The organism is Haloferax sp. AS1, assembly GCF_014530665.1.
GTDB classification, from domain to species: Archaea; Halobacteriota; Halobacteria; order Halobacteriales; family Haloferacaceae; genus Haloferax; species Haloferax volcanii.
Map to the genome: position 1 here is coordinate 218,238 of NZ_SPSA01000003.1, position 18,642 is coordinate 236,879.

Genomic DNA, 18,642 nt, shown 5'->3' on the forward strand with positions numbered 1-18,642 from the left:
TGACGACTGAACCGACGGTTCAGCGACGAGACGGCCGGCCTGCGCACCGCGGGCCGGACCGGACAGCCACCAGTATCTCGCGCGACCCAAATATTCATCACCCGAGACGCGGGGTATGTTGGCATGCGCGAGTTCGAAGCGACCGCCGAGGCGACTCGGCCGCCGACGTGGGCGCACAAACAAAGAGCGCTGTTCGACCTGACCGCCGACGCGGTCGACCGGTTCGTCGCCGACTACACCGGACCCGACGGAGAGCCGTTCTGGCCGCCGGACGACCACGTGGGCGTCGACGGCTTCGACGACGTGGTCGAGGGATTCTACAACTGGCCGCTCGTGTACGCGATGGGCGGCGAGGAAAGCCTGCTCGACCACGCCCGCCGCGTGTACGAGGCCGCGCTCGAACGCGGCGCGGAGACGGAGACGCCGTTCGGCCATCCGATGGTCGTCGACGAGTTCGAACAGTGCCGCGACTGGTTCCACCTCGGGGAGGGCAATCTCTACACGTACAACATGGGCCTCGCCGCGCCCGACGACGAGGCGGTCGTCGACCGGGCGAAGAAGTTCGCGGAGCTCTACACCGCCGACTCGGAGGCGAGGAACTACGACGCCGACGAGCGGGTGGTTCGCGGGCCGATGAACGGGAGCATGGGCCCGGAGTTCTGCGACTTCTCCGCCTACGAACACCACCCCTACGGCGCGGACTACCGCTGGGCCAGACACGGCCTCCCGTGGCGGGACTTGGAGTTCGACGAGGCCGCAGACCTCCTCGACCCGGCGAACGAAGAGCGCCTGTTCGAGGTGTTGAACGAGCGCTGCGCGAAGGGCGACATCCCGCTGAACCTCAACATCACGAGCCTGATGACGAACGCCTACCTCCACACCGGAGAGGAACGCTACCGCGAGTGGGTGACCGACTACCTCGGCGCGTGGCGGGAGCGGACGGCCGAGAACGGCGGTATCATCCCCGACAACGTCGGGCGCTCCGGCGAAATCGGTGAGTACACCGACGGCTCGTGGTACGGCGGCTACTACGGTTGGTCGTGGGGCGGGTGGCACTACGTCGGCATCGGGCCGACGGTCGCCGCCGAGAACGCGGTCCTGCTCGAAGGCGACAGAGAGTATCTCGACTTCCCGCGGTCGCAGCTCGACGTCCTCATGGAGAACGGCATCGAAGTCGCCGAGGACGACGTACACAGCACGCTCTACATCCCGCACAAGTACGGCGGCGAGGGCGACTACCACTACGACGCGTCGGGCGTCCTCACGGAGGACGACGGGGAGGTACTGTGGCGGGACGGCTGGTACGAGTTCCAGCCGCACACGGACGACCCCTACGCGGTCCACCTCTGGTATATGTCGATGCGCGACGAGGACCGAGACCGGATTCGTCGGCTCCGCGACTGGGAGAAACAGGACTGGCGACGCGTCGACCCGCGGGCGAAGACGAAACACGGCGACGGCCACGAGTACGCGTGGCTCGCCTATCTCGACGGGGAGTTCCCGGACTACCCGGACCGAATCCTCGACGCGACGCGCGAGCACGTCGACGTGCGACTGCGGCTGTTCGATGCCGAGGGGAACGAACCGACGACCGTGGACGAGGACTACCTCAGGGACCGGAACCCGGCGTTCCACAAGGCGCTCCTCCAACTCACGATGGGCGCGCCACAGCCGGTCTACTACGGCGGCCTCGTGATGGCCCAAGTGCGCCACTTCGACGCCCGAAGAGAGCGGCCGGGGCTCCCGTCCGGCGTCGCCGCGCTCGTGGAGTCGGTGACGAGCGACGGCCTCGAACTGACGCTCGTCAACACCGGCGCGAGGCGGGAGGAGGTCGTCGTCCAAGCCGGCGCGTACGGCGAACACCGGTTCACCGCGGTCGAGACCGACGGGGCGGAGCGCGGTGTCGACGACGGCGCGGACGACTCCGACAGCGCGAGCGACGGGGAGGACAACAGCGCGGACGCGCTCCGGGTCCGACTCCCCGCCGGAAGCCGGATGTCGATTCGCGCCGGCCTCGACCGCTTCGTCGACGACCCGAGTTACGACCACCCGTGGTCGGAGACGGAGCCGTAAGCGACACGCCGACCGGGCCGCGCCGGGTTCGGAAGGCGCGTACGAGGACTGGAAAAGCGTCGATTCGTTCCCGTCACGGGAACGACAGTAGTCGTCGCGTGGCATCTCAGTATTCGAGAGGGCGACTGAAAAGCCTCGAAACCGATGATTAGCTATCAGGTCGCCCTGCGACGGAAACACCGGGAGAGACGGTGTTCCCGTGTTGGGAATTATTAATCGAGATATATTCTACGAGTCCGGAGCGAGGGCCGTGGGAGGAGCTACCAGACACAGATTACACCCATACGTCTGTAACGAAAATGGGTCGGGAAATCGGGTCAGCATCTCGTAGTTCGTCGGCTCCGAACGCAGGAGTGGCTGATTCGTCGCTGATAGCCGTTCTTCTTCGATTATACACATTGTTCCCTTTGAGGGAACGGGCTTTGCGCGTGAACGAGGACCGCAGTCACGAGTGGTGAGAGAATTTATCACCGGGGGCGAACACTATGGCGCATGCCCACACGAGTCACCGTCTGGAACGAGAACGTCCACGAACGGGAGGAACCGGCCGTTGCGGAGCGGTATCCGACGGGAATCCACGGAACCATCGCGGCGCATCTGGAGGGACCGGACCGCGAGGTACGAACGGCGACGTTACAGGAACCCGAACACGGCTTAGACGAGGCGACGCTGGACGCGACGGACGTGTTGGTCTGGTGGTCCCACTGCGCCAACGACGAGGTGACAGACGCCGTCGCGGAGCGCGTCGTCGACCGCGTCCACGAGGGGATGGGCTTCATCCCGCTGCACTCTGGGAAGAACTCGAAGCCGTTCACGCGACTGATGGGGACGACCTGCAACATCAAATACCGCCACGGCGGCGAGCGCGAGCGGGTGTGGGTCGCGGACCCCGGCCACCCCATCGCTGACGGCCTCAACGAGCAGTTCGTCATCCCGGCGACGGAGACGTACGGCGAGCCCTACGACATCCCTGAACCCGATAGAACCGTCTTCATCTCGTGGTTCGAAGGCGGCGACGTGTTCCGCTCGGGCGTCTGCTACCGCCGCGGTCGCGGACGAATCTTCGCCTTCCGACCGGGCCACGAGGAGTATCCCATCTTCCACCAAGACGAGGTCAAACGCGTCATCGACAACGCCGTCGAGTGGGCGACGCCGACCGAGGGCGCGTCGGCGCGGTGGGGGAAGACCGACCCGCTCGAACACGTCGAGGAGTGAGCGGAGCGGCGCGCGTCGGCGCGGAGACTGTTCCCCACTGAAGAACGACGACCACAACTGCTGCTGAACGAATTCGCTCTTTGGTCACTGGGAGAACTGGGAGGATGTTCGACCTCGGGGTCGAGCAGCGGGACGGCCACACATACCAGATTTAGATATATATTTGAAGATTGGTAATTCAACGTAGAACAGCAACAGGAGGCTACGACGTGCTCGCGGTGGGGTTCCACCGTGAGCCGACAGTCCGCATCAGCCATCCGCCGATTCGACCGCACCCCAGACCGAACATGGAGGCGAGACAGACGACGACCCCGCCGGCGAATGCGAAGAACGCGACTCTGGACAGCGGCCACGCCACCGTCGTTCCCGTCGTCACCGCGAATATGACCAGTTCTAGAACGCCGCCAAGAAAACCGGCGTAGAGTCCGGCGGCGTCCGAATCCACCGAGCGGACCGCGGCGACGACTCCCGCGGTGACCGCCCCGAATATCATCATCCCGGCACCGACGGTCGCCTCCGAGTTCGGGAACCAGTTCACCACGGCACTGATGGGAAGCGAGGCTATCGCCCCGACGAGCGCGGCGTTCCATTCCGGAGAGAGGGCACCGAAGCGGGGAATCGAGACCATACGCGCGTATGTAAGGCGGCTAAGAAGTCATATATTTGGCGGGGTTTGACCGCGGGGGTCGAACTGTACTCGGCGTCCGGGCCGTTCGTGGTACTGTTCGCAGACTGTGGGGCCGGCGATGACGACAGGACCCTCGGAGCGATAAATATCATAAGTAGTAGATGAATATAATCTATAAAGTATTTTGATATATTGTAATCGGGGGTTCGGTTCCGACGCAAGAGATACTACGATGCCCGCAGGACGTGTTTCATGGCAGACAGTACAACAGTCGACGAACTGGTCGTCACGAAGCTTTCCGACGCAACCTCGACAGCACTCGAAGGCGGTCGCACGGAGTCGGTCGAACTACGCGGCGTGTCGGTCACGCGAGCGACGCTGGAGCCGGGGTGGGGAGCGGAAGCCGACCGCGACGGAACGGAACCCGACTACTGTCAGAACGCCCACGACATCTACGTCGTCTCCGGGACGCTCGGTCTCGAACTGGACGACGGGGCGCGGACGGAGATTGCCGCCGGCCGTGCCGCGACCATCCCGCCGGGGCATCGCGGCTGGACGGTCGGAGACGAGCGACTCGTCTATCTGGAGTTCGACCCGAGCGAGTAACCGTGACTACCATACCGCCGGTCCGCGTAGCCTCCCGACGAGATGTCCCGATTCGTGGCGGCCGCGTGCCAGCTAGACTCCCGAGACGACAAGGCGGCGAACGTGGAGCGGGCGCTCGGCCTCCTCGACGAGGCCGCGGCCGACGGCGCTGATTTCGTGGCGTTCCCGGAGATGACGACCTTCATCGGCCCGGAAGAGCGGTTCGCAGAGGTCGCGGAGGCGCTGGATGGCCCGACGATACAACGGTTCTCGGAGAAGGCCCGCGAGCACGGCGTCTTCGTCCACACGGGCAGTTTCTTCGAGCGGATTCCGGACAGCGACCGAGTCTACAACACGTCGGCGCTCATCGGCCCGAGCGGCGAGGTGCTCGACACCTACCGGAAGGTCCACCTGTTCGACATCGAACTCGACGGCAGCGTCGAACACCGCGAGTCCGACTACGTCGCCCCCGGCGATAGGCCGGTGACGGTCGATACCGACCTCGCGACGTTCGGCCTCTCTATCTGCTACGACCTCCGGTTTCCGGGGCTCTACCGGGCGATGGCGCAGTCCGGCGCGAACGTCCTACTCGTCCCGTCGGCGTTCACGATGCACACCGGAAAAGACCACTGGGAGCCGCTCCTTCGCGCCCGCGCCATCGAGAATCAGGCGTACGTCATCGCGCCCGGCCAAATCGGGGACAAGCCGTCGTGGGTCGAGACCTACGGCCGCACGCTCGTCGTCGACCCGTGGGGGAACGTGATTTCGAAGGCGCGGGACCGCGAGGAAGTCGTCACGGCGACCATCGACCTGTCGCACCTGGACGATATCCGCCGCGACATGCAGACGCTCCAGCACGCGCGACCGGACGTGTACAAGCGGTCGGACGAGTGAGGACAGGACCGCGGACCCGGCCCGATTAGCTCCCGCCGAGGACGCGCTTGAACAGCGTGAACGTGAGCAGGGTGAAGAACAGCCCGTTCAACATCCCCTGACTCGCCGCGAGCACCCGCGCCGCCGGCCCGAGCGGGTTGATATCGCCGTAGCCGACCGTGCTGAAGCTGATGTAGCTGTAATAGACGTTGTCGAAGAGCACTTCCATCGTCGTTTTGTCGACGGCGGCGGGGTCGAAGACGCTCCCCGCCTGCGTCAGGAACGGCCCGCCGAGGGCGTAACACAGTCCGAACAGCGCCGGGAGGAGGAACGTGAACGCCGCGATTCGCGGGAGTCGGTTGCCGTAGCCGCAGGTGACCTGCATGAGCGTGTTCAGCCCCACGCTGGCGACCTTCTTGCCGCGGGCCCACGTGTTCAGCGAGTACTCGTTGAGGATGATGTCGAAGTTCTTCTGGCGGTTGTAGTAGTAGCGCTTGAACTCGAACTCGCGGCTCGCGGGGGTGTCACCGACGGCGTTGGCGCTGTCCTGCGCCTTTCGGTACGTTTCTTCGATGATATCGGGCGTCAGTTCGACGGCGAACTGGCCGGTCGCGCCGTTGCCGACGAAGTCGTGGATGGTCCAGTCGTTGCGTTCGAGATAGCCGTGGTGGTCGCTGAAGTCGAAGCGGTCGAACTCGGTGAGGCAAAAGCGGAAGTGGTCCAAAAGCTGGTGTTCGTTGCCGTCGCCCTCCAGCGTCAGGTCGCCGATGGTCGCGCGGGTGAGGTCGTACGGCGTCGGCTCGCCGGAGCCCTGCGAAATCGTGCCGCCGTCGAGCGTCGCGTCGGTGAAGTCGAGGTAGGTGTCGCGGTCGCCGACGAGCACGCGGAAGCGCGCCGTCTCGAAGTCCGACTGCCGGAAGTCCGCCCGGTCGTGGAACGTCGTCTCCCAGAACGACGCGCTCGTGAAGTTCGCGGCCTCGAACTCCGCGCCGGCCTCGAAGGTCGCCTCGTTGAACGAGGCGTTGGCTTCGAGATGTTGCAGTTCGCCCTGGAAGAACGCCCCGCGGAAGGACGCGAGGCCGCGGAACGTGGCGGCGTTGAATCTCACGTCCTCTTCGAATCGGGCCTCACCGAACCGGGCGTTCGATTGGAACTCGACCGCCTCGAACGAGGCATCGGAGCCGAACGTCGCCTCCTCGGCGACGACGGCGTCGTGGAACTCGCTGTCGTCGAAGTTCGCTTGCCCGCCGAACGACGCCAAAGAGAGGTCGAACGCGCCGTCGACGCGGAGGCGATAGCAGTCGGTGCGGGCGGTGAACGTCGCGCGGTCGAAGCTGACCGCGCCCTTGAACACGGCGTCTTTGAAGTCCGAATAGCGGAATCGCGCGAGTTTGTAGTCGGCTTCGCCCTCGAACGTCGCGCCCTCGAACGTCACGTCGTCGTGGGTCGTCCGGCTGCCGCCGTTGAACTCGACGCCGCGGAACTCGGCCAACTGCATGAATCGGGCGTTTGCGAAGCTCGCGTCGTCGTCGAACCGCGCCTCGTCGAAGTCGGCCATCTCGTCGAAGCGGACGCCGTCGAACCGCGCGTCGCCCTCGAACTCGACGTGTTCGAAGTCCGAGCCGGCGGTGAACCGCGCGCCGTCGAACGTCACGTAGTCGAAGATGGCCTGTCTGAAGCTCGCGTCGTCGCGGAACGTCGCGTCCGCGAAGGTGATGTGGTCCTCCAGAACGTGACTACTCCCGCTGGTCTCGACGTTTCGGAAGCGCGCCGTGCCGTGGAACGTGGCGTCCGCGAAGCTCGTGTCGCCCTGAAACACCGTCTCGTCGCACCGGACCTCGCCGCGGAAGGTCGCCCCGGAGAAGCGAACGTCCTGTTCGAACGTCGCCTCGTCGGCCGTCACCGCGCCGGTCACGGTGACTTCCCGGGCGTCCACGTCGCCGGTGACGACCGCCTCGTCGAGTTTGAGGCGGTCGACCGTCGCCTCGCGGAGAATCAACCCTTGGTCGAGGCGGCCGTGGGTGAGGTCCAAGCCCTCGATATCGGCGTGCTGGAAGTTGAGGACGTGGTTCGTCGCGCCGTTGATGTCCTGATAGGTGAGCGAGAGATGCGGGAGGTCCGCGCCGACGTACTCGTTGACGCGGGTGTCGGGCGACTGGAGGTTCGCCCGGAGTTCGTCGACGATGTCGTCGCCGGTCACGTCGAGCGATGCGCGCTCGTCGCGGCTCATGTGGAACACGCAGAACTCGCTTTCGGGGTGGGCTTCGTGCGGACACTCCCACGTCGTCTGGAGGTGGGCGTCGGTCTGCACCGACGGGTCGAACGTGTACCGACACGACGAAGAGGACATCAGCGCCGGCGTGGACTCATTTCTCGACATGGCTGGGAAGGGGCGGATGGCTGGGGAGGGGCGGATGGCTGCGGTGGGCGCGCTGAGGACGGCGGGCGTGGCGGATGCCGCGAGTCCGGCGGCCGAGCCGAGTGCGGCGAGCGCGCTCGGGCGTCGGGGCGACGCTCGACCGCGCGGACGGTCGTATGTGCAACATTGTCCGACGTGTTGATATATATCTTCGGACCGCCGCCGGCGTCAGTCGAATATCTCGCGGCGCTCGGACGCCGAGAGTTCGGCGTGAATCGCGTTGGGCGAGCAGTGTTCGCACTCGCGGGCGGGATTAGTGCTCTGCTCGAAGGTCCAAAGCGGCCACCCGAAGAGGAAGAACGCCTCCATCTGGTGGCGCTCGATGATGGCTTCGGCGGGCTTGCCGCAGTTCGGACACCACTCGTCGCCGTCGGCCGGCTCTTGGAACGTCACTTTCCGGCGGCCGAACCCGGCGTTCGAGTACGCCTCGCTTCTGGACATCTCGACGAGGTCCTCGGCTGGATACGGGTCGGAATCGACCGCGTTGTCGAAGCCGGTGTCGGTCTCGACGCTCGACGCGAGATACGGCCCGACGCTGACGGTGTTGTCGTAGCCGACGAAGTGAACCGAAACGGCCGCGCCCCGACCCTCGACGCGCACCTCGTGGCCGTGGCCGACGAGGTAGAGCTCCACGTCGGCGGTGACTTTCGTGAGGTCGATGTCGTGGGCCATGCCGACCGCGTAGACGCCCGTGTCCGGGTCGGTCACGCTCCCCGACTGCTTCCAGCCGAAGGTGGACACGTCGTAGTCGTCGGGGGCGGCCGCGGGCGTTGCCTCGCCAGCGTAGACGTTCTCCGCGCCGGGTGCCGAAACCGCGCCGTCGGCGGCGTCCGCGGCGATGAACACGTCTTCGGCGTCGCCGAGAAGCACGTCGCCGGCGACCGACTGGACGTAGCCGTCTTCGAGACTGCCGCGGATTTCGGTCTCGACGGCCGCGTCGCCGCCCGTCCCATCGCCGACGGCCGCGTCGTCGGTCACCGGCGCGTGGGTGAAGACGTACTCGGCGTTCTGCACCGCGAGGTCGCCGGCGACGCTCGCGCCGCCGACGAACACGTCCGCGGGGTCGCGGAGTTCGACCGGGGGTCGTTCGGAGCCGTTGAGCGTCACGTCGCCGTCGTAGGTGGAAGCGTTTCGGGTCATCGGTGGGTGTTGAGCGTCATCGGTGGGTGTTGGGCGTCATCGTCGTCTCCGTGTGCAGCGCGAGGTCGTACTCCGGGTAGGTGTGGTACGTCTCGTAGCCACCGTCTGCGATGCGGATGGTGGTCCACGCCTCCGGGTCGAACCGGTAGGCGACCGTCGCGTCGTCCGGGCCGGGGAAGGCGTCGAGCGGCCGACCCTCCACGACCGTTCGGGCGTCGAGCCGGTCGCTCTCGAAGCTGAACTCGCGTTCCGCGCCGGCGGACAGCGGCGTCCGATGCGTCCGTTCGTGCGGCAGCGGCTTGCACGAACACAGCTCGTGGAAGTCGAGCGCCGGCAGGCCGACGTAGTGGGACTCGCCGATGACGGTGAGGACCGCCGGTTCGCCCGCGAGCGTCGCCGGGGCGACCGTCTTCACGTCCACGGTCGTCAGGTCGGGGACGTCGGCGCTGTAACCGAAGTACAGTTCCGTCGGTGTCTCGGCCGGCGGCGACGGGTCGGCGGAGGAAGGCGATTCGGTCGTGGAAGGTGGGTGGGAGGGCATGGGAAATCAAGTGTCGACGAGGATGTCGTAGTTCGGGTGGAAGATGGAGTTCTCGCGGACGCCGCGGTAGTGCGGGACCGCGTGCCACTCGACCGCGCCGTAGTGTTCCTCGCGGGCGCGGACGTACCGGGTCGCGCCGTCGCCGGTGAGTCGGGGGCGGTCGCCGGGGGCGAGCACGTAGAACTGCTCGACGCGCTCGGTCTCGCCGTCGTCGTCGAGGTCCTCGCGCACCCAGTAGGAAAGCTCTCGGGTGAAGCCCGCGGCCCCGACGGTGTTGACGAACGCCTTGTGGTGTTCGGGGTAGGCGTCGGGCGAGTAGCCCCACGTCACCGCGACGCCGTCCTCGGAGAGGTGGGTTCGGACGGAGCGGTAGAACTCCGTGGAGTAGAGGGTGAGCAGGTCGTCGTCGGTCGCGCCGGGGATGTCGAGCAACACGAGGTCGTACGTCTCGTTCGTCTTTTGGAGATAGCGGTAGCCGTCCGCGACCGTCGTGTTCAGCCGGTCGTACTCGTAGGCGTCGTCGTGCCAGCGGGCGAAAAACGGGTCCGTCTTCGCGTCGCGCATGAACTCGCCGTCGAGGTCGACGTGGTCGACGGTGACGCCGTACTCCCGCAGGTGGTCGACGGCAATCCAGTCGCCGCCGCCGACGACGAGCACCTTGGTGTCGGGGCCGGGGTCGACCAGCGACATCGGCACGTCGACCAGCCCCTCGTGGTAGCTGTCGGCCCAACTCTCGCAGAGTTGGACGGCCGCGCCGAGGCGGAGGCACCGTTCTGTCCGCCCGTCGAAGTGCGGGTTCGGGCCGGTGCCGGTCCAGGTTCGGTCGTACCGAATGACGTGCTGGTAGGCGGTCGTCTCCTGTGAGGTGACCGTCGCGCGTATCGCGCCCGGCGGGTACTCGTTTTCTATCTGCTGTTCGAGGTAGAGCTGCGACAGGCGCTCGTCGGCGGCGTCGTGTTTGGCGACGACGCCCGCGTAGGTCGCCGTCAAGAGGAGGCAGACGACGAGGAGCGTCTTCGAGACGCGGGCGGCCGAAAGCGAGCGGTCGGAGCCGTCCGTTCTGGCGCTGGCGGCCGCGTTCCCGCCGGTGCCGGCGCTTGCGGACGCCTCGTCGCCGCCGAGGGGCCACCACGACCACGCGCCGAAGTGGGCGACGAAGACGAGCGCGGCGACCCCGTTGAGGAGCGCCAGCACGAATATCGTCGGGATGAGGCCGATACCCGGGTAGAGGACGCGAGCGTAGACGACGGCACCGGCGAGGCCGCCGACGTAGTCCATCGCGAGGACGACCGAAAGCCCGCTTCTGCGGCCCTCGGTCCGCTCGACGGTCCAGAGGGTGCCGACGGCGGCCACGACGAAATCGTGGATTCGCGTGCCGGCGGTCCGGAGCCACGAGGGCGTCGACGACCCGTCGTCGTCGAGGTCGTCGAACATGCGGGTCAAAAGCGGGAGTTCGAACCCGGAGAGGAACCCGACGACGACGACCGGCAGGCGGGCGACGGTCCAGACGAGTTCCGCGGGCACCGCCTGCGGGATGCGGACGCTGTTGAGGCCGACGATGAGCAGGAAGCCCGCGGGCGCGGCGGCCGCGAGAAGCACCTCGGTGCGGAAGAAGTTCCCGCCGAGGGTCTCGCCGTCGAGGTCGTCCGAAAGCGCCGCGCCGATGCCGAGGCTGAAGAAGTACAGCCCGACCGTGATGACGTACTGGGTGACCGTTCCGCCGTACATCACCGTCAGCAGCTCCGAGTAGACGAACTCGTAGGCGAAGCTACAAAAGGACACCACGAAGGTGAGCGTCAGGAGCGTCGCCGTGTCGGTTCGTGTGTTAGACATCGATGGAAGGCGAGTCGGTCGCGGCGGACGCGACGATGTCGCCGCGGCGGTCGTCGTGGTTCGTCCCGGTCAGATGCGCGGGGAGACTTTCCACTCTTCCTCGATGGAGTACCCCGCGTCACCGATGCCGTCGGTGACTTCGAGGTCGTAACACTCCCAGCGGAAGTCGTGGTTCACGTCGTCGCCGACGATGTGCGCGCCGACGCGGTACCAGCCGTCGCGACCCAGTTGGCTCCCGTCGGACATGTCGTACTCGGCGGTGCCGCTCGGGTCCTGTATCTCGCGGTCCCACGGCACCGGGCCGGCGTCGGGCGCGTCGTCGCGCATCGCCGCGGTCGACCCGAGGTAGGCGATGCCGAGCGCGGCGACGCCGACCGGGAACCGGCTCACTTTGCCGGCGTTGTTCTCGTACCAGTCGTCGGCGTAGTCGCCGCCGTGGTACCACGCGTGGCCGTGGACGGTCCGCGGAGCGGAGGCGTAGCCGCCCGTGCCGCGACCGGTCGCACCGCGGCCGCCACCGCCGCCGCCCTTTCCTTTCGCGCTCGCGACCCCGACGGGACTGAGCGCGGCCAGCGACTGCGGGTCGAACCCTGACAGCGACGACTGGTCGGCGGCTTCGTAGCGGGACATCACCCACGTCTGGTCGGCGAGGTCGACGACGAGCGAGCCGTCGGACACCTCGAAGTCGGAGACGACGCTGGACTTTCGCGGGGGAGGGGAGTTCGAGCCGAGACAGCCGGCGAGCCCGCCGGCGGCCCCGAGACCGGTCAGTTGGAGGAACGTGCGGCGCTTCATGGGGACTCTCGTCTCTGTCAATCAGAAAACTAGGATAACAGTCTTGTGGTTCGATACGTTCGGCGTGAGAGAAAACCGCGCCGGCCGGTGCGTATCTCGGAACGGGGCCGCGGTGGGCCCGCGGTGGGCCCGCGACCGCGCCGACCGCCTCGTGTCGCGGCGAACGCACACGAGCGGCTACGCGGCCAGCGGGATGATGATAACGAGGAGCTTCGCGTAGACGACCATGAACAGGAGCGCGAAGGGGTAGGTGTTACCGTAGCCCGCCGCGACCTCGTCGGCTCCGGTGGCGTCGACGGCGGCCGCGAGACCCTTCGTGTCGGTGTGGCCGCCCGTGATACCGCCGGCGGCGCTAATCCAGTCCATGCCCCAGACGTAGCGAGTGAGCGCGAGCCCGGCGAGGATGGCGATAAAGCTCGTCAGCGCCGAGGCCGCCACGATTTGGAGGCCGTACTCGGAGATGGTTGCGAGGAAGCCGCCGCCGGCACCGATGCCGACGACCGCGAGGAACATCGCGAGCGTGAACGCCCGAATCTCCGAGAGGATGCCGGTGTCCATGCGCGTCGGCACGGGACCCACCCGGCCGAAGTAACCGAAGACGAGCGCGGCGACGAGGACGCCGCCGGTGGTCCCGAGCGAGGGCGTGCCGAACGGTCCCATCGGAATCGGAATCGACCCGATGACCGCGCCGGCGACGATGACGAGCGCGTAGCCCATCACGCTGAACGTCACCTCGGTGACCGACGAGCCCGATTCGTCGTCGTCGGTGCCGCCGATAGCCTCGTCGAAGCCGCGCTTCTCCTCGTCGAGGTCGAGGCGGGCGATGACGGGGTACAACTGCTGGAACACGACGATGACGAGCACGCCGACGACGTAGCCGACCGAGTGGCCGATTTGGTAGTCCTGCCGGGCGGCCGCGGGGAGGGCCTCGATAGCCGACCCCAGCCCCGGACTGCTCGTCAGCGCGCCCGAGAACGACCCCATGATGAGGGGCGTCGACGCGTTGGGGAAGACGAACTGCGTCCAGACGTAGGTGAGCGCCAGCGCGACGGTCGGCATCAGCACCGCGACGGCGACGAAGTTGAGCCCGTACGCCTTGACGGTCCCCTCGATTTCGTGCGCCGCGATGAGACCGACGGCGGCGACGAACAGCGCCAGCGTGAGCCCGCTGTACGCGTCGGGGACGGTGAAGCCGAAGTGGCCGAGCACCAGCCCCGCAAACAGCGGGCCGGCGACGCCGAACTTGACGCCGCGGAAGCTGATTTTGCCGAGCCCCATCCCGACGAGCACCGCGAGGAACAGGACGAACAGGCCGTTGCCGACGAGCGACTCGACTATCGCCACGGGCGGTCACCCCCGAGACCGAGATGCACGCGAGGGGTCGAACCGCACCCGACCGAGCACCGTGACGGGCACTGACATAGTTGAATGTTCGGTGACATACACATGGAGATTCACAGATACGGTGGATAAGGCTTGATTCGATTCTCACGGGCTGACGACGAACCAAAAATCGCTGGACGGCAGCGCACACACTGTATTCTACGGGATATTATCAGCCGCCACGTCGAGACGGCTCGGTCGGCCCACAATCAATCATCATCTATGTGAAATGATTCGCGGAGTTCGGTCGTGAGTCGGTGCACGTCCAACTGTTCCGGCAGGTCGTCCCGGCCGTCGTGGTCCGTGAGCGAACCGGGTTCGAACGCGGGGTTCCGCTTTTCGACCGTCTCCAGGGGAACCTTGGTCGTGACGGTAAAGTGTTCGACCGGCGAGACGAACCCCCAGAGCGCGCCCGCGGTGTTGAGAACGACGAGAACCGGCGTCCACGGGACCGCGAGGAGCGTGAGTTTCGACTCGGACCAGTAGCTCGCGACGCCGACGCCCGTCACGACGAACAGCGTGGCGAACTCGACGAGCGAGCCGATTCGGTAGAGCATCAGGTCGGGGAGCGCGCCGGGGACGAGAAACGTGAGGAGCGTTATCAGCGGGATGAGCGGCGAAAAGCCCCACGCGACGAGGCGGAACTGGAGGAACACCTGATAATGTAGCGGCAGGAGGTCAGAATCCTGTCGCGTCCCCGAGAACCACCGACGGCGCTGTTTGAGCATCGTCATCACCGACGGTGGGGCCTGATTGCGGAACTTGCAGTCCAGCACGTTGAACTCGAGGTTCGTCGCGCTGGCGGCGCGCCACGCGAAGTCCGTGTCCTCGGTGATGGTCTTCGAGTCCCACGTGATGTCGTTTTCGAGGCGCGTCCGAATCGCGATGCCGCCGCCCCACGCGTACAGCGGGAATCTGAACCGGCCGAACGCCCGCTGCTCGCGCTGGTAGCCGATGCGGAACACCTCCGAGAGATACGTCACCCACGACCCGGTGTACAGCGGGAGTTCCGTAATCTGGACGATGTCGCCCTCCGGCAACCCCTCGAAGTTCGCCATCAGCGTGTCCTCGTCGAGGTAGAGGACGAACTCCTTGTCGCAGGGAATCTCGCGGCGCGCCCATTCGAGCGCCCGGCCCTTGTGGGTCGCCGTGCAGGTGAACTCCTCTGGGACGACGTGGACCGACGCACCGTCCACCGAAATCGGCTTCTCGGCGACGACCCGAACGTCCGCGAGGCCGTCGGGGACCGCGTCGACCGTCGATTGGACGATTCCCGCCGCGTCGATGGTGATGATGCGGACTTGGATGTCGTCGTAGCCGTAGGCGACGTCGTCGGCGGCGATAGTCTGTCGCCACGCGAGGACGAGCACCTCGACGAACCACGTGAAGACCGACGCCGAGTAGAGCGCGAAGACGGTCCAGACGAGCATCAAGAGGACGAATATCGCCAGCTCGGACTGGACTTCGAACATGTAGATTAGACATACATTCTTGGAGTAATGAATGTACGGACTACGGAATCGACCGACTCGGTGCGGGCCGGGAGCCGTCGCCCGCGACGAGACAGAGCAGTGCCGGAATCTGAGAACCAGCACAACCCACTTCCCCCGTGTTGACCGACTGACTACCAATGGCTGATTCCACGAGCGGCGTCGCGGAGGCGAAAGCCGACACACTGCGGGAACAACACCTCCAGCTCCTGCTGGAAATCGAGCCTGCAAAGCGCTGTTCGTGCCCGTTAGCCGGCCCCGACTCGGCGGTCGAAGACGTCCACACGCAGCTCGACGGCGACGTCTGCCACGCCGAGGTGACCGTCGGCGACGGGGACGCCTCGAAAGTGGTCCACGCGACGACGAGCGTCGGCGACGACTGTCTCTGCCGGGCGTTCGCCGAGTTCGAATGCGTACCGCGAATCCGCCGCGCCGACGGCGAGTGTATCGTCGTCGAGACGTATCTCTCGGACCGCGCGGTCATCACCGACCTCGTGGAGCGGCTCGACGAACTGACCGAGCGCGTCTGTCTCAGGCGACTCACCTCCGACGGGCGCGGCGATTCGACCGAGTCGAAGACGGCGACTATCGACCTCTCGTCGCTCACGGCGAAGCAGCGCGAGGCGGCGCTCATCGCCGTCCACCACGGCTACTACGAGACGCCGCGACGGACGGAGTTGGCGACGCTCGCGGAGGCGCTCGGCATCTCGAAGTCGGCGCTCTCCCAGCGGTTGAACGCCGTGGAAGCCAAGCTCGCGACGGCGGTGTTCGACTCCGAGTAATCCCTCGACCACCCCGCAAAAACGGCAGACAGCTGACGTTCGAGACGGCTCGGTGCGACGTCGAGTATATAAACCGCTTCATTATCCAGCGGGTGGCCTACCGAGGCCGCCACCCTCGGTACGTGTGTAACCATGAGCGACCCACAACAGCCGCGACTGACTCCGCTCGACGAGTGGGAGACGGAAGCGGCGAACATCCTCGACGGGGGCGATTACGACGCCGAGTTGGGACTGCGGATGGCCCGCGACGCGATTCGGGTCTCGAACGGCGAACTCTCAGACGAGGCGTTCCACGAGAAGTACCACGAGGCGGTCGTCGCGGAGTTCGGTGAGGACGCCCGCCCGACCGAACCGGAGGGGTTCGATGAGTGACGACAGACGCGGCTCGACGGGAGGTGGTGGCGACGGCGTGTTCAGACGCGACGTGCTGAAAGCCAGCGGGGCCGCGGCCGTCGCGCTCGGACTCGGGGGCGGCGGCTACGCCTCCTCGCTGGCCGAGACCGCCACCGAACCGGCGTCGAGGCAGAACCCCGGCATCGAGAGCTACGTCGGACAGGACGAGATTATCAGGACGGCGTGCGCGCCGAACTGTCGCGGGAAGTGTCCGCTCGAAGCGCACGTCCGCGACGGACGCGTCAGGAAAATCGAGCCGCAGATTCCCGAAGACGAGCGGTACAAACGCGCCTGTACCCTCGGGCTGTCGCACACCCAGCGCATCTACAACGCCACGCGGCTCAAGTACCCGATGAAGCGCGTCGGCTGGGAGCCGGGGAGTCCGAACCCCGAGGGCCGCGGCGACGCCGCCGAGTTCGAGCGCGTCACGTGGGACGAGGCGCTCGACTACATCGCCGCGGAGATGGAGCGCGTCCGCGACGACTACGGCCCCGAGAGCGTCTACTTCGAGACGGGGTCGGGGAACAACGGCATCAGCGGCACCATCCAGAGCCGGCTGTCGTCGCTGTTCGGCGGGACTCAGAAGTCGTGGTCCATCGACATCAACGTCGGACTCGGCTTCAGTCGACTCGCCGGAGCCGGCTTCTTCAACGTCCCGACCAACGAGGTCGTCGACTGGCGGAACGCGAACACGGTCATCGTCTGGGGGTCGGACATCTTCGCCAGCAACCTCCAACAGGACGCCTCGAAGCTCCTCGACGCGGTCGAAAACGGCGCGAAGCTCGTCTGCGTCGACCCGGTGTACACGAACACCGCCGCGAAGGCCGACCTCTGGCTCCCCATCAAGCCGGGGAAGGACACGCTCCTGACCCTGTCGATGATTAAGACGGTCCTCGACGACGGCACCTACGACACCGAGTTCCTCCGGGAGCGGACGCTCGGGCCGGCGCTCGTCCGCGACGACACGGGCGAACTGCTCGACGCGAGCGACGTGTTCGACAACGTGACCGAGGACCTGCCCGTCGCGGTCGACGAATCGACGGGCGAGCCGGTCGCGCTCGAACCCGAGACGTACGGCGAGTACGCGCTGTTCGGTGAGTACACCGTCGCCGGCGTCGACTGCCACACGGCGCTTTCGCTCCTCGAAGAACACGTCTCCGACTACGACGCCGACGCCGTCGCCGCCGAGGTCGGCATCAACGCCGACAACATCCGCACCGCGGTGCGCTGGCTCGCAACGCGCGGCCCCGGCGGCATCGCCTCCGGCTACGGCGTCGACCGCTACAAGTACGGCCACACCTTCGGGCAGGCGTACGCCATCCTCCTCGGGCTGACCGGCGACTTCGGTCGCCACGGGAGCATTCAGGGGAGCCACCCGCTCGGCGGGTCGTACGACAACGGCGGCTACGACGCCCCCGAGGACGGGCCCGGAACCACGTCGCTCCCGCAGACGGACATCCTCACCGCGATAGAGTCCGGCGACCCCTACCAGCTAAAGGTGATGTACTCACAGGAGTCGAACTTCATCGCCAACCAGATGCCGGACAGACAGCGGTGGCTGGAGGCGTCGAAGAACCTCGACCTCATCGCCGTCGCCGACATGCACCACACGCCGTCGGTCCAGCACGCGGACATCATCCTGCCCGCGTCCCACTGGTTCGAACGCGAGGACGTCGTGGACACGTGGGGCGGCCACCCGCACATCATGTACCGCCAGCCCGCCCACGACCCGCTGTGGGAGTCGAAGTCCGACCACTGGATGCTGGTCAGGCTGGCCGAGCGCCTCGGCTTCGGTGACTACTTCAACCGCGATAAGTCGGCGACGCTCCGAGAACTGCTCGCCAACGACGACGAGGTGGACTACGAGACGCTGAAAGAACAGGGAACGGTGAAGGTGAGCACGCCGGTCGTCAAGTTCACTGGGGAGTTCAACACCCCGTCGGGCCGGCTGGAACTGTACGACGAGGACGCGCCGACCGAAGGCGGCGTCACGCTGGAACTGCCGAAGCACATCGAGAGCCGGACGGCCGACGACTGGGACACGGCGGAGGACTACCCGCTGATGTTCATCCAGAAGCACTCGAAGTGGCGCATCCACTCGCAGTACGAGTACCAAAACTGGCTGCGGGAGATAAACAACGAGCCGCAGTTGGACATCAACCCGAAGGACGCCGCGGCCCGCGGCATCGAAGACGGCGACTACGTCCGCGTCCACAACGAGCGCGGCGAGATGGTCGTGAAGGCGAAGCTGAACGACGGGATGCAGCCCGGGCTGGTGAACACCGACCAGGGCTGGTGGGGAAGCGACTACGTCCGCGGCCACCACAACGACCTGACCCACACGGACGTGTGTGAGGTGACGGGGAACTTCGCGTTCTACGACACCAGAGTCGAGGTCGAACCGGCGCCGAGCGACGTCGACACGAGCAAGTACACGAGCGACCAGCCGACCGGTTCGGGCGCGACCAGCGCCGGGGCGGGAGGTGACTGAC

15 protein-coding genes are annotated in these 18,642 nt (G+C 66.5%); 7 read left to right on the plus strand and 8 right to left on the minus strand.

Features of this window, described 5'->3' with window-relative positions:
• Positions 1–123 precede the first annotated feature (123 nt).
• Positions 124–2,073 (plus strand): hypothetical protein, encoded by a 1,950-nt coding sequence (locus E4P24_RS17890; RefSeq protein ID WP_188148976.1) that lies wholly within the window; start codon positions 124–126, stop codon positions 2,071–2,073.
• Between the two features lie 492 nt (positions 2,074–2,565).
• Entirely contained in the window at positions 2,566–3,288 is a 723-nt protein-coding gene (locus E4P24_RS17895) for a ThuA domain-containing protein (RefSeq protein WP_115861415.1), read from the plus strand.
• A 202-nt stretch (positions 3,289–3,490) separates the two neighbouring features.
• Here the strand turns inward: E4P24_RS17895 and E4P24_RS17900 are convergent, their stop codons facing one another.
• Complete coding sequence (locus E4P24_RS17900) at positions 3,491–3,916, minus strand: DUF5518 domain-containing protein (RefSeq protein WP_115861417.1); 426 nt, start codon at positions 3,914–3,916, stop codon at positions 3,491–3,493.
• 252 nt (positions 3,917–4,168) lie between these two features.
• On the opposite strand from E4P24_RS17900, the gene E4P24_RS17905 reads away from it, so the two are divergent.
• Both E4P24_RS17905 and E4P24_RS17910 read left to right on the plus strand, forming a co-directional pair.
• Complete coding sequence (locus E4P24_RS17905) at positions 4,169–4,522, plus strand: hypothetical protein (protein WP_006600061.1); 354 nt, start codon at positions 4,169–4,171, stop codon at positions 4,520–4,522.
• Positions 4,523–4,564: 42 nt separating this feature from the next.
• Positions 4,565–5,395 carry a carbon-nitrogen hydrolase family protein gene (locus E4P24_RS17910; RefSeq protein ID WP_008608613.1) on the plus strand — a complete coding sequence of 277 codons (831 nt, stop codon included), beginning with the start codon at positions 4,565–4,567 and terminating at the stop codon, positions 5,393–5,395.
• A 25-nt stretch (positions 5,396–5,420) separates the two neighbouring features.
• Here E4P24_RS17910 and E4P24_RS17915 read toward each other — a convergent pair whose 3' ends face one another.
• The 7 genes from E4P24_RS17915 to E4P24_RS17945 all read right to left on the minus strand — a co-directional run bounded on the left by E4P24_RS17915 (position 5,421) and on the right by E4P24_RS17945 (position 14,957).
• Positions 5,421–7,724, minus strand: coding sequence for a pentapeptide repeat-containing protein (locus E4P24_RS17915; RefSeq protein ID WP_115803614.1), 2,304 nt, complete (start codon positions 7,722–7,724; stop codon positions 5,421–5,423).
• A gap of 237 nt (positions 7,725–7,961) precedes the next feature.
• Positions 7,962–8,933 (minus strand): hypothetical protein, encoded by a 972-nt coding sequence (locus E4P24_RS17920; protein WP_115861421.1) that lies wholly within the window; start codon positions 8,931–8,933, stop codon positions 7,962–7,964.
• 16 nt (positions 8,934–8,949) lie between these two features.
• A complete protein-coding gene (locus E4P24_RS17925; RefSeq protein WP_188148977.1) occupies positions 8,950–9,474 on the minus strand; it encodes a hypothetical protein in 525 nt (174 codons plus the stop codon).
• Positions 9,475–9,480: 6 nt separating this feature from the next.
• Positions 9,481–11,307, minus strand: a complete 1,827-nt coding sequence (locus E4P24_RS17930; RefSeq protein ID WP_006600058.1) for a spermidine synthase — start codon at positions 11,305–11,307, stop codon at positions 9,481–9,483.
• Between the two features lie 69 nt (positions 11,308–11,376).
• A complete protein-coding gene (locus E4P24_RS17935; RefSeq protein ID WP_004041177.1) occupies positions 11,377–12,102 on the minus strand; it encodes a hypothetical protein in 726 nt (241 codons plus the stop codon).
• Positions 12,103–12,279: 177 nt separating this feature from the next.
• Complete coding sequence (locus E4P24_RS17940; RefSeq protein WP_004041176.1) at positions 12,280–13,446, minus strand: hypothetical protein; 1,167 nt, start codon at positions 13,444–13,446, stop codon at positions 12,280–12,282.
• 248 nt (positions 13,447–13,694) lie between these two features.
• Entirely contained in the window at positions 13,695–14,957 is a 1,263-nt protein-coding gene (locus E4P24_RS17945) for a glycosyltransferase family 2 protein (protein WP_115861427.1), read from the minus strand.
• Positions 14,958–15,115: 158 nt separating this feature from the next.
• Here E4P24_RS17945 and E4P24_RS17950 point away from each other — a divergent pair, with 158 nt between their 5' ends.
• The 3 genes from E4P24_RS17950 to E4P24_RS17960 all read left to right on the plus strand — a co-directional run bounded on the left by E4P24_RS17950 (position 15,116) and on the right by E4P24_RS17960 (position 18,641).
• A complete protein-coding gene (locus tag E4P24_RS17950) occupies positions 15,116–15,757 on the plus strand; it encodes a helix-turn-helix domain-containing protein (RefSeq protein ID WP_004041174.1) in 642 nt (213 codons plus the stop codon).
• A gap of 132 nt (positions 15,758–15,889) precedes the next feature.
• A complete protein-coding gene (locus E4P24_RS17955) occupies positions 15,890–16,129 on the plus strand; it encodes a 4Fe-4S ferredoxin N-terminal domain-containing protein (protein ID WP_115891583.1) in 240 nt (79 codons plus the stop codon).
• Positions 16,122–18,641, plus strand: a complete 2,520-nt coding sequence (locus E4P24_RS17960) for a molybdopterin-dependent oxidoreductase (RefSeq protein ID WP_188148978.1) — start codon at positions 16,122–16,124, stop codon at positions 18,639–18,641. Before E4P24_RS17955 ends, E4P24_RS17960 begins: the two co-directional genes overlap by 8 nt.
• The last annotated feature ends 1 nt before the right edge of the window (position 18,642 follow it).

Excerpts from the sequence above, each read along its gene's own strand:
- E4P24_RS17950 (WP_004041174.1), top strand. The coding sequence starts at position 15,116 with ATGGCTGATTCCACGAGCGGCGTCGCGGAGGCGAAAGCCGACACACTG.
- E4P24_RS17925 (WP_188148977.1), bottom strand. The coding sequence starts at position 9,474 with ATGCCCTCCCACCCACCTTCCACGACCGAATCGCCTTCCTCCGCCGAC.
- E4P24_RS17920 (WP_115861421.1), bottom strand. The coding sequence starts at position 8,933 with ATGACCCGAAACGCTTCCACCTACGACGGCGACGTGACGCTCAACGGC.
- E4P24_RS17935 (WP_004041177.1), bottom strand. The coding sequence starts at position 12,102 with ATGAAGCGCCGCACGTTCCTCCAACTGACCGGTCTCGGGGCCGCCGGC.
- E4P24_RS17895 (WP_115861415.1), top strand. The coding sequence starts at position 2,566 with ATGCCCACACGAGTCACCGTCTGGAACGAGAACGTCCACGAACGGGAG.
- E4P24_RS17915 (WP_115803614.1), bottom strand. The coding sequence starts at position 7,724 with ATGTCCTCTTCGTCGTGTCGGTACACGTTCGACCCGTCGGTGCAGACC.
- E4P24_RS17910 (WP_008608613.1), top strand. The coding sequence starts at position 4,565 with ATGTCCCGATTCGTGGCGGCCGCGTGCCAGCTAGACTCCCGAGACGAC.
- E4P24_RS17905 (WP_006600061.1), top strand. The coding sequence starts at position 4,169 with ATGGCAGACAGTACAACAGTCGACGAACTGGTCGTCACGAAGCTTTCC.
- E4P24_RS17900 (WP_115861417.1), bottom strand. The coding sequence starts at position 3,916 with ATGGTCTCGATTCCCCGCTTCGGTGCCCTCTCTCCGGAATGGAACGCC.
- E4P24_RS17890 (WP_188148976.1), top strand. The coding sequence starts at position 124 with ATGCGCGAGTTCGAAGCGACCGCCGAGGCGACTCGGCCGCCGACGTGG.
- E4P24_RS17930 (WP_006600058.1), bottom strand. The coding sequence starts at position 11,307 with ATGTCTAACACACGAACCGACACGGCGACGCTCCTGACGCTCACCTTC.
- E4P24_RS17945 (WP_115861427.1), bottom strand. The coding sequence starts at position 14,957 with ATGTTCGAAGTCCAGTCCGAGCTGGCGATATTCGTCCTCTTGATGCTC.
- E4P24_RS17960 (WP_188148978.1), top strand. The coding sequence starts at position 16,122 with ATGAGTGACGACAGACGCGGCTCGACGGGAGGTGGTGGCGACGGCGTG.
- E4P24_RS17955 (WP_115891583.1), top strand. The coding sequence starts at position 15,890 with ATGAGCGACCCACAACAGCCGCGACTGACTCCGCTCGACGAGTGGGAG.